Source organism: Sphingomonas sp. PP-CE-3G-477 (assembly GCF_003050745.1).
GTDB lineage: Bacteria > Pseudomonadota > Alphaproteobacteria > Sphingomonadales > Sphingomonadaceae > Sphingomonas.
This window is the reverse complement of the sequence record NZ_QAOF01000022.1, coordinates 1-10,896: the sequence shown is the minus strand read 5'-3', so window position 1 is coordinate 10,896 and position 10,896 is coordinate 1. Positions and strand designations below refer to the sequence as shown.

Below are 10,896 nucleotides of genomic sequence, written 5' to 3'. Positions count from 1 at the left end.
GCGAAAACCGAAAAACCCATAGACCAGCATTTGCGGCCCGCGGCTTCATGCTTTGGAGGATATCGTACATCTACCGATGCCCGATTTCCTTCACAATTGCGGACGCTCAGAACATCGGGACAGCTCACCAACTCCGGCCGCTTGTTCATGTCCACGGCGATCACTACTCTTTGGAACGACGTGACCCGGGACGAAGCCGCCATTTATGGACTCGACAGCGAACGTCACATAGCAGTTTGATCGGTACAATTGCGCCGATCAAGCCACGGCGTGCATCGATCTAGCGCGCCTTTGGTTTGGACCCGCGTCGCCTCGCGACCTACCACCACCCTCGAAACGGTCGCGATTTGAGAGCGGCCAGACGATCGAGGGGATGCACGTTATGACGACCATGAGCCCGACCGAGATGGCGCAGCGCCTGGGCGGCGGATTGCTGTCGTTCCCTGTCACCCATTTCGATGCGGAGGGTGCGTTCGTCGAGGACGACTATCGCAAGCATTGCGCATGGATGCTCGAGCACGAACTGTCCGGCCTGTTCGCGGCAGGCGGCACGGGCGAGTTCTTCTCGCTGACGCCAGCCGAAGTCGCGCAGGTCGTCGGCGCCGCGGTGGCCGAAGCCGGCGGGCGGCTGCCGGTGATCTCGGGCTGCGGCTACGGCACCGCGATTGCCACCGGGATCGCGCGCGATGCGGAGAAGGCCGGCGCGGACGGCCTGTTACTGCTGCCCCCCTATCTGGTCGGATCGAAGCAGGAGGGGCTTGCCGCGCATGTCGAGGCGGTCTGCAAGGCGACCGGGCTAGGCGTGATCGTCTACAACCGCGACAATGCGATCCTCGACGACGATACGCTGGCCGGGCTCTGCGACCGCAATCCCAATTTGGTCGGCTTCAAGGACGGCGTCGGCGACATCGAGCTGATGACGCGCGTCTATGCGCGGATGGGCGACCGGCTGACCTATATCGGCGGTCTGCCAACCGCCGAGACGTTCGCGACGCCGTATCTGACGATGGGCGTCACGACCTATTCGTCGGCGATCTTCAACTTCCTGCCCGAATGGGCGCTGGCGTTCTACAAGGCGGTGCGCGCCGACGACCGGGTCGAGGTGCTGAACCAGCTCCGCGATTTCGTGCTGCCCTACATCACGCTGCGCAACCAGGGCCGCGGCTATGCGGTGTCGATCGTCAAGGCGGGCATGCGCGTCGTCGGGCGCGATGCCGGGCCGGTACGCTCGCCGCTGACCGATTTGTCCGCAGCCGAGGACGAGCGGCTCCGCGTGCTGATCGAGAAGGTTGCCCCCGCTGCTCTCGCCAAGGCGGCGTGACAGCGGGCGAAAACCAACGGATAGTCCGGCGATGATGTTCGAACTGAGCCAGCTTCGCTGCTTCGTCGCCGCCGCCGAGGAACTCCATTTCGGGCGCGCGGCACAGCGCCTGAACATGACGCAATCGCCGCTCAGCCGGCAGATCCAGCTGCTCGAGCGGATCCTCGACGTGACGCTGCTCGAACGCACCAGCCGGCAGGTAAGCCTGACGCCCGCGGGTCGCGTGTTCCTGATCGAGGCGCGGCGGATCGTCCGGCTGTCGGAGAGCGCGGCGCTGTCGGCGCGGCGCGTGGCGAAGGGCGATGCGGGACGCGTCGCGATCGGCTTCACCGCCGTGTCGGGGTATAATCTGGTGCCGCAGATCGTCGCGCAAGCGAGAGCGAGCCTGCCCAATATCGACCTCGAACTGCGCGAGATGGTGACGACCGATCAGGTCGATGCGCTGCTGACCGGCCTGATCGACATAGGCTTCGTGCGGCCGCCGCTCGATCGCCACGAGTTCGACACCGTCTGCGTACAGGTCGAGCCGCTGGTCGTCGCGCTGCCCGCGGGGGATCCGCGACAGGCGAAGGCGGTGCTCGAACTGAGTGATTTCGATGGCCTGCCGCTGATCATGTATGCGCGGCAGGGCGCGGGGTATTTTCACCAGATGCTTATCGGGCTGTTCGACGCGGCCGGGGTGTCGCCGCACTATGTCCAGCACGTGACGCAGATCCATTCGATGCTGGGGCTCGTGCATGCGGGGCTGGCCGCAGCGATCGTGCCTGAATCCGCATCGGGGCTGCACATGAACGACGTGCAGTTCCGCCGGCTTGCGACCGAGCCCGAGAAGCCGGTCGAGTTGCATATGGCGTGGCGGCGCGACAACAGTAACCCGGCGCTAAAGCCGATGCGGCGACTGTGCGCCGAAACCGCGGCATGATCGACCGGCGCGCGGTGCTCGCCGGGCTCGCGGCGACACCGGCGCTGGTTGCGGCGCGCGTACCGGTGAGCCCCGTCGCGACGACGCGATACGGGCGGGTGCGCGGGACGGTCGACCGCGACGTGCTGGTCTTTCGCGGGGTGCGCTACGGCGCGGATACGCGGACGCGGCGGTTTGCGCGTGCGGTGCCGCCGACGCCGTGGACCGACATTGCCGACGCGACGCGCTACGGCGCGGCCTCGCCGCAGACCAAGGCGACTGAACCGATCAGCGAGGATTGCCTGTTCCTCAACATCTGGACGCCTGCGCTCGACGCAGCGCGACGGCCGGTCATGGTGTATATCCACGGCGGGGCGCACGCGCACGGCTCGGGGTCCGATCCGCTGTATGATGGCGGCAATCTGGTGCGGCGCGGCGACGTGGTGGTCGTTACCTTGAACCACCGGCTGGCGGCGCTCGGCTACGCGTATCTCGCGCAGCTTGGCGGGCCGGCGGAGTCGGGGAACGTCGGCAATCTCGACATCATTCTCGCGCTGCAATGGGTGCGCGACAACATCGCGGCGTTTGGCGGCGATCCGGGGCGGGTGATGCTGTTCGGCCAGTCGGGCGGTGGCGCCAAGATCGTCACGCTGATGGCGATGGCGGAGGCGCGCCCGCTGTTCCACGCCGCGGCGACGATGAGCGGCCAGCACGTTACGGCGGCGGGGCCGAACCACGCGACGATCCGGTCGCGGGCGTTTATGGCGAAGGCCGGCGCGGGCGACTTTGCGGCACTGAAGGCGCTGCCGATCGAGCGGCTGGTCGAGGCGATGGCTACGACCGATCCGATCGAGGGCAAGGGTGAGATCAGCTTTACCTCGACGCTCGATCACCATGTGCTGACGCGTCATCCGTTCTATCCCGATGCCCCGCGCGAGGCGGCGCATATCCCGCTGATCGTCGGCAATACGCATGACGAGACCGGGTTGTGGATCGGCGAGATCCTGAAGCGCGGCGACACGAACTGGGAGAACCTACCCGCGCGGTTGGTGCGGGAGATGACCAAGGACCTCGCGCCCGATCACGTCATCGCGCGCTACCGCGAGCTCTATCCCGATCGGACGCCGGGGCAGATCCTGTTGGCGGCATCGACTGCGGGTCGGTCGTGGCCCGGGCATCTGATCCAGGCCGAGGAACGCGCGAAGATCGGTGCGCCGACCTGGATGTACCAGCTCGACTTTCCCTCGCCGGAAGCGGGCGGCGTGCTCGGCGCGTTCCATACGCTCGATATCGGCCTGGTGTTCGACAATACGCGCGGGCCGAGTGCGCGCACCGGCGATGGCGCTGAAGCGAGACGGCTGGCCGGGCGGATGGCGGATGCGTTCATCGCGATGGCGCGGACCGGCGATCCGAACTGTGCGAGCGTGCCGACCTGGCGTCACTATGACCTGGCGCGGCGCTCGACGATGATCTTCGATCGGGCGGTTCGGATGGAGGACGATCCCCGGCGCGAGGAACGCCTGCTGTTCGCGGTCGCGCCGTATATCAAGCCGGGCGGCTAGCGGTCCCACGGAAAGGCGAGCGTCGGGCGGTTGGCGTAGCGGCGCAGGCGCAGGCTCAAGCGCGCACCGGCGCCGGGCTCGAGCCGGATCGTGAACGCCGCGCCGGCGACGTCGGTCGTGCGGCCGTCGATCGTCACGGCGTCGATCCGGTGTTCGGCATAGGCGCCGCCTTGTACCACGACCGTACGCGGCTGGCTGATGCTCAGGTTCACCAGCGTCACCTCGGTCGTCGTGTCGCCCAGCGTATGCACCAGCGCGGCGACATCTTCGGGCACACCAGCGCGTTTGCGGTCCGCATCGAAATAGCGGAGCCGGCAGTGGAGCGGGACGCCGCCTTGCGATGGCGAGGTTTTTGACCAGGACGGGCGGGCAATGTGCAGGCCGCCGGTCATCAGCTGAACGAGGCTGGTGACGTTGGCGGGGTTGATGTCGATCGGCCAGTCGGCAAGCCGGGTTTGCGGTGTCGTCGGGTCGGCGAGGCGCGCAGCGATGCGGTCGGCGACGGCCTTCAGGTCCGCGCGCAACGCGGTTACGGCGTAGCTCGGGTTCGAGCCTTCGAGGAAACTGACCCACGGATGATCGCCGGCAGCCGCGCGATCGGTCGGCGCTTGCGACATGTACCAGATCTCGAAGCCGTTGGTCTTGAACGGACCGGGCTGCCAGCCATACCAGCCGTCAGCGCCGTGCATCGTCGGGGTCGACAGCACGCCGCCGATCGTCCTGGCCTGTGCATTGATCCGCGCGGTCTGGCGGCGCCAGACGTCGATATAGCCCTGATCGCCGGATAGCAGCGTGCCGGTCATGAACGCGGTGATCGAGCGGGGCACGCGGTTGCGGTTTTCGCGCTTGCCGGTCTGCGGCACGATCGGCGAGAAGCCCCAGCCGTATACGCCGCTCCACCAGTCGCGCGGGACGATGCCGTCCAGACCGACGCGGCTGGGGATGATGTCGCCGTTCGCCTTTGCCCGGCCAACCCACGCGTCGAGATAGTCGAGCGCCCAGGTCCGGTATCGATCCCCTGCCCCCAGCGCATACGCGTTGAGCCCGAGCGTCGTCGCCTGAAGGTTGAGCGGATTGTCGCCGACGACGTCGCCATAGTCGGCATAATGGGCGAGCGTCTGCGCGTACGTCGTCTCGCCGTGTTCCATGTGGAAGCGTTCGCCGGCGGCGAACGGATCGCCCGCCCAGTCGAGTTCGGTCGCGCGGCGCAGCATCGGCCCGCGGCTCCCGTTCATCAGGCTGCGCATGATCCGCAGCTTCGGATCGTAGTTGCGCGTAGTCGGGTCGCGGCCAGTGTAGAAATCGGCGTAGCGACGCGTGCGCTCGATCAGCTTCAGGTCACGCGGGCCGGACAACCCCATCATGTTGAAGGTCGTCAGCCCTTCCGCATTGTGCTGCCAGTCCATCTGGACGGGAAACTCGCGGAAATACATACCCTCGCGGGCGATCGGCACGTCGACGGTGCGCGCCGCGGCGAACTGCTTGAGGTGGCCTTCCCAAGCTCGCGCATATAGATCGCGGATACGATCGGGGCCGCCGAGCGCGTGGAGTATCGCCCAGTCGTTCGTCGCCTCCGCCGCATCGTCGGGGCCGTCGTTCGCACCCCAGCGCTCGAATACGCGCAGCCACCCGCGACGATCGACATATTTCGCGTAGAATGCCTCGCACGCCTCGGCATTGGCGGCGAGCAACCGGCGTTGCAGGACCGCCCATTCCGGGGCCGGCATCGGTGTCGCGACCCGCAGCACCGCGGGTGCAGCACGGGCGGCGGCGGGCAAGGTGGCGAGCGCGGCCGCGGCACCCCCGAGCAGCGTACGGCGATCGACGGTCATGCAGCCAGCTCGACCCGGCGGATCGGGCCGACGATCACGAGGAACGAAAAGATCGTCAGCAGGCAATGCGCGCCGACGAACACCAGCGCCCAATCGAACGAGCCCGTAGCGCCGACGATAAAGCCGATGACGATCGGGGTGACGATCCCGGCGACGTTGCCGAACATGTTGAACACCCCGCTGGTCAGCCCGGCGAGCTGCTTCGGCGCGACGTCCGACATTACCGCCCAACCGAGCGACGCGACGCCCTTGCCGAAGAACGCAACCGCCATCAGCGTGACGACCAGCCACTCCGCTTCGACGAACACGCAGGCGATGATCAGCGTCGCCAGCAGCATCCCGAACACGAGTGGCACTTTGCGCGCGATGTCGATCGAGCCGGTGCGCTTGAGCAGCAGATCGGACGTGTAGCCGCCGACGAGCCCGCCGACGAAGCCGCACAGCGCTGGTGCCGCGGCGGCAAAGCCGGCCTCCATGATGTTCAGCCCGCGCTCCTTGACCAGGTAGATCGGGAACCAGGTGACGAAGAAATAGGTCAGCACGTTGATGCAATACTGGCCGAGATAGATGCCGAGCAGCATCCGGTTCGCAAGCAGCTGGCGCAGGTTCGTCCATGAAAAGGCCTGTGGGCGATTGGCGGCATCCTCCATCCGGATCAGGCCGCCGCCCGCCTCGATATGTGCGAGTTCGGCGGCGTTGATCTTCGGATGGCGGACCGGGCTGTGGATGTAGCGGACGAACAGTGCCGTCGCGGCCAGGCCGATCGCGCCCATCACCCAGAACACCGCGCGCCAGCCATAGCTGTGCACCAGCCAGCCCATCAGCGGGGCGAAGGCGACGAGCGAGAAATACTGCGCCGAATTGAAGATCGCCGACGCGGTGCCACGCTCCGCACCCGGAAACCAGGCGGCGACGAGGCGGGCGTTACCAGGGAAGGATGGGGCTTCCGCGAGGCCGACGAGGAAGCGCAACGCAAACAACATGGCGACCGCAGAAACGCCCGCGATCAAACCGGTCAGCCCCTGGGTCGCGGTGAAGATCGACCAAGCCAGGATCGCGCCGGCATAGACGCGCTTGGTGCCGAACTTGTCGAGCAGCAGCCCGCCGGGGATCTGCGCGAGGACATAGGCCCAGGCAAACGCGGACAGGATGAAGCCGGTCTGGACCGACGACAGCCCGAGTTCGGTCGATGCAGCAGACCCCGCGATCGAGAAGGTCGCACGGTCGGCATAGTTGATCGACGTGATCAGGAAGATCAGCGCGATCACACGGTAGCGCACCGCGGTCGGGCGCCCGGCCACGCCTCCTGCAACCGCGTCTTTGGCGGGGGCTGCTGCGGCGATCGTCATGCTTCGCTCTCCTGTCCGGCACTCGATCTGCGCGAGTGTTCCGGTCCGGTGTATCGAGCGGAAGGCGGACGGTCCAAGTCCTAAAACGGGTTGATCCAGTCAAGCCGCGACTTGATCGAGTGACTTGGCGCCAAGCCAACGCCGGATCAGTGCATCGTTCGCATCGATCGATGCCTGAATGAGATTGGCTTAGGCAACGAAACCCGGCCTAACACAGATTGCGACAGACCGGCTCCAACGAAGCCGGCGGCGGGCACGAACGTGCCGGAGTTAGGGGAGTGAGTATGACCGGGATCCGCAGCTTCAAATCCGTACTGGCCATGTCGAGCGCGATCGTCGCGTGTTCGCTGGCGACGATGGCACACGCGCAAAGCGTGCCGGAAACGACCGCGCAGAAGGACGCTCGGGCTGCCGGCAACACGACCGATACCGACGCGCCTCCCGCCTCCCCCGCCCTGCCGCCCGAGCAGACCGTGACCGACGCGCCGCTCGCAGCGGATGCGCCGGATATCGTCGTCACCGGGTTTCGCGCGAGCCTGAACACCGCGATCAACATCAAGCGCACGCAGACCGCGACCGTCGACATCATCAAGGCGGAGGACATCGCCGAGTTTCCCGACCTCAACCTGGCGGAGTCGTTGCAGCGCATCCCCGGCGTCTCGATCAGTCGCGTCAACGGCGAGGGTCGTAACATCTCAGTGCGCGGTCTCGGCCCCGACTACACGCGAGTCCGGATCAACGGGATGGAGGCGATCGGCACGACTGGCGGCACCGACAATTCGGGCGGCGTGAACCGTGGCCGCGGGTTCGATTTCAACATCTTCTCGTCCGACCTGTTCAACAGCATCGCAGTCCGCAAGACCGCGACCGCCGATGTCGAGGAAGGCTCGCTGGGCGGCACCGTCGACCTGCAATCGTCACGCCCGTTCGACTACAAGAAGGCCACCGCGGTCATCTCGGCGAGCGCCAGCTACAACGACCTGCGCGAGAAGGTGACGCCGAAGATCTCGGGACTTATCACCAAGACCACGGACGATGGCCGGTTCGGCGTGCTGTTATCGGTCGCGTACGAAGAGCGTGCGATCAAGGAGGAAGGCGCGAACATCACGCGCTGGACGTATGGCGGGTTCAATGCCGGGTTCAACGCGGCGTCGCGGTTGCCGGGCAAGACGCTCGCACAGATCAACGATCCGAACCCCGCAACCGGGTTGTACCATCCGCGTATTCCCGGCTTGGTAAGCTACGACATCTTCCAGAAGCGGCTCGGCGCGGCAGGATCGGTCCAGTTCCAGCCGACGCCCAAGACCTTGATCTCGCTCGACGCGCTGTATTCGCGGCTCGACGGGACTCGCAAGGAGTCGCAGTTGCAGGCGATCAGCTTCAGCCGTTCGGGCACGGGCAAGCCCCAGACGATCATCCGCGACGGCGTGGTCGACGGCGACAACAACATCATCAGCGGCACGTTCGACAACGTCGATCTGCGCACCCAGTCACGCTACGACAAGCTGGTCACCGATTTCTACCAAGTGACCGGTACGCTCGACCAGAAGTTCGGCGAGAATTTCAAGATCGGTGCGGTCGTCGGGTATGCGGACTCGAAGTTCAGCAATCCCATCCAGTCGACCGTCACGATCGATGCCGCCAATACGCCGAACTTCTTCTACGATTTCCGCACCCGGTTTCCGACCATCAGGCCGGGCGTCGACCTGACCAATCCGAACAGCTTCGCCTTTACCAACGGCACGTCGGAAGTTCGTATCCGCCCGCAGACCGTCAGCAACAGCTTCACCAACGCAAAGACGTTTGCCGAATGGACGGTCAACCCGTTGCTGAAGCTGAAGGTCGGCGTCGACTGGCGCCGGTTCGATTACAGCTCGACCGAGCAGCGACGCCTCTCCGGGGAGTCGGTCGTGCAGACGCTGACGCCCGCACAACTCGCCGCGGCCACGACGCTCTTCTCGGGCTTTGGCAAGGGACTGGACACGCCAGCCGGTACACCGACAGCGTGGGTCGTCCCCGATCTCGCCAAGTTCGCCGAGCTCTACGGAATCTACTCCAACCCGCTCTACACTACCGGCGGGGTGACCAACGCGAGCGCCCGCGGATCGTACATCACCGTGCGTGAGGACGATATCGGCGGCTGGGGCATGGCGGAGTTCAACTTCGCCGATCGCGGCCTGCCGATCCGCGGCGATGTCGGCGTGCGCTATGCCAACACCGATCAGCGCTCGACCGGCTATGCAGGTCAGGGTGCCGCGACCAACCTCGTCGTCGCGGACCGGAGCTATCATCGCTGGCTGCCGTCGGGGAACCTGGTGATGGACGTCACCGATACGCTGCTGGTGCGCTTCGCAGCGGCCAAGACGCTCGCACGCGCCGGGATCTCGGCGATCGCCCCGGGCGGCAACCTCAGCGTTTCGGGCGGCAACCGTACCTTCAGCAGCGGCAACCCCGATCTGAAGCCGACGGAATCGGACAATCTCGACGTTTCGGTCGAATGGTATCCGACGCGCGGCGCGATCTATGCCGTGTCCGCGTTCCAGAAGGACATCGGCACGTTCGTCCAGTCGCTCAGCACCACGGTGCCGTTCAGCAGCCTGGGCCTGCCGGACTCGCTCCTGGCTGGCACGAGCGCGTCGCCGACCGATCTGTTCATCGTCAGCCAGCCGGTCAATTCGAGCGGTGGCCGGCTCAAGGGTTTCGAGGTCAACGTCCAGCAGCCCTTCAGCTTCCTGCCGGGCTTCCTGTCCAACTTCGGCGTGCTGGCCAACTACACGCACGTGACGTCGAACATCCAGTATCTCACGTCTGCCACCGGTGGCACATCGGTGACGGCGCCGCTGATCGGGCTGTCGAAGCACGCCGCCAACGGCACGCTGTATTTCGAGACGGCGAAGTTCCAGATCCGCGGCTCGATCGCCTATCGCTCGCGCTATCTGACGGCCGTCCCCGGCACCGAGGGCAACGCGTATAACGGCACCAGCGGCACGACCAACGTCGATGCACAGATGTCGTACAACCTGACCGACAACCTCAAGTTCAGCATCGAGGCGATCAATCTCACCGATCAGGTCAACGACCAGTTTGTCGACGAAACCAACCGCCTCAGTGTGCTGACGCATAGCGGACGACAGTTCACGGCGGGGATGCGCTTTTCGTTCTGATAGACGTCGCATGTAGCTTGGCCGACAGATCGCCAACACCGAGAAATTGGGCGCATACCGCGAGAAGAGGTTACTTTATTCTCACATTCGAGTGCCGGCCGGCCAACGGACTCGATCAGACGATTTTGTTGCAATGAGTATGCGCCGACGGCACAAACAACTGTGCGCTGCCTTCGAAGGTCGACCTAGAGAAAGAGACCTATACAACGCTCAACCCAAGCAGGGCCGAAACCGTGACCTTGAGCGTCAATTCTCACCCCATATCGAGAGGAGCAAATTTCCTGGAGACGACGATCCGATCCTACGCAGGGAAATGCGACGAGTAACTCCTAGACCTGTGCCGCCCCCCACGCTGACGCGCCCAGCACTAAGCCGGTCGATACTTGGTTTTGTCCGTTGCCCTTGGTGTGACACAGAGCGCGATTGGCGAACACGATAAACGCGTCGGGCGTGCTGCATACCCGCCTTCTCGCCAGCGAACTGTCGCTGCTGCGAGGCTCATCGTGCGTATTCTTTCGTCCGCAGGAAGCTGCCTGTGTGGAAGTTGCAGACGATGCACGGCGTTGCATGCAAACTCCGCGACTTCTACCGTCCGCAACTGGGCAAGCACGTCCCTGCCCTACGACTTCCGGCCAGACCCTCAGCACGAAGCCGCTGCGCGGCAGTGGTGGTGGCGGTAAGGTAGCGCAGCCTCTCTGAGGTTTGGTCCTGCGGCAGCGGCGGCAGACGATGGAGTTCCTTCAACGAGAGGAACTCCCCATGGCGAC

The 10,896-nt window shown here is 65.3% G+C and carries 7 protein-coding genes; 5 read left to right on the top strand and 2 right to left on the bottom strand.

Features of this window, described 5'->3' with window-relative positions; translation table 11 throughout:
- The 4 genes from C8J45_RS19450 to C8J45_RS18655 form a co-directional block, all read left to right on the top strand.
- Positions 1–240 (top strand): hypothetical protein (locus C8J45_RS19450; protein WP_219907410.1); only part of this gene is annotated, 240 nt, incomplete at its 5' end.
- Positions 241–382: 142 nt separating this feature from the next.
- On the top strand, positions 383–1,321 hold the full coding sequence (gene kdgD, locus C8J45_RS18665; protein ID WP_107964649.1) for a 5-dehydro-4-deoxyglucarate dehydratase: 939 nt from the start codon (positions 383–385) through the stop codon (positions 1,319–1,321).
- A gap of 31 nt (positions 1,322–1,352) precedes the next feature.
- The gene (locus C8J45_RS18660; protein ID WP_258191541.1) at positions 1,353–2,243 is read left to right on the top strand and encodes a LysR substrate-binding domain-containing protein; all 891 of its coding nucleotides are present in this window, start codon (positions 1,353–1,355) and stop codon (positions 2,241–2,243) included.
- On the top strand, positions 2,240–3,784 hold the full coding sequence (locus C8J45_RS18655) for a carboxylesterase/lipase family protein (RefSeq protein ID WP_107964650.1): 1,545 nt from the start codon (positions 2,240–2,242) through the stop codon (positions 3,782–3,784). Before C8J45_RS18660 ends, C8J45_RS18655 begins: the two co-directional genes overlap by 4 nt.
- On the opposite strand, the gene C8J45_RS18650 is transcribed toward C8J45_RS18655, so the two are convergent.
- Both C8J45_RS18650 and C8J45_RS18645 read right to left on the bottom strand, forming a co-directional pair.
- A complete protein-coding gene (locus tag C8J45_RS18650; RefSeq protein WP_107964648.1) occupies positions 3,781–5,616 on the bottom strand; it encodes a hypothetical protein in 1,836 nt (611 codons plus the stop codon). The genes C8J45_RS18655 and C8J45_RS18650 overlap by 4 nt on opposite strands.
- On the bottom strand, positions 5,613–6,965 hold the full coding sequence (locus C8J45_RS18645; RefSeq protein ID WP_107964647.1) for an MFS transporter: 1,353 nt from the start codon (positions 6,963–6,965) through the stop codon (positions 5,613–5,615). The genes C8J45_RS18650 and C8J45_RS18645 overlap by 4 nt, the downstream gene beginning before the upstream one ends.
- Positions 6,966–7,249: 284 nt before the next feature.
- On the opposite strand from C8J45_RS18645, the gene C8J45_RS18640 reads away from it, so the two are divergent.
- A complete protein-coding gene (locus C8J45_RS18640) occupies positions 7,250–10,129 on the top strand; it encodes a TonB-dependent receptor (protein ID WP_107964646.1) in 2,880 nt (959 codons plus the stop codon).
- The last annotated feature ends 767 nt before the right edge of the window (positions 10,130–10,896 follow it).

Bases quoted from the DNA above. Each gene is read 5' to 3' on its own strand.
- kdgD (WP_107964649.1), top strand. From the start codon at position 383: ATGACGACCATGAGCCCGACCGAGATGGCGCAGCGCCTGGGCGGCGGA.
- C8J45_RS18660 (WP_258191541.1), top strand. From the start codon at position 1,353: ATGATGTTCGAACTGAGCCAGCTTCGCTGCTTCGTCGCCGCCGCCGAG.
- C8J45_RS18655 (WP_107964650.1), top strand. From the start codon at position 2,240: ATGATCGACCGGCGCGCGGTGCTCGCCGGGCTCGCGGCGACACCGGCG.
- C8J45_RS18650 (WP_107964648.1), bottom strand. From the start codon at position 5,616: ATGACCGTCGATCGCCGTACGCTGCTCGGGGGTGCCGCGGCCGCGCTC.
- C8J45_RS18645 (WP_107964647.1), bottom strand. From the start codon at position 6,965: ATGACGATCGCCGCAGCAGCCCCCGCCAAAGACGCGGTTGCAGGAGGC.
- C8J45_RS18640 (WP_107964646.1), top strand. From the start codon at position 7,250: ATGACCGGGATCCGCAGCTTCAAATCCGTACTGGCCATGTCGAGCGCG.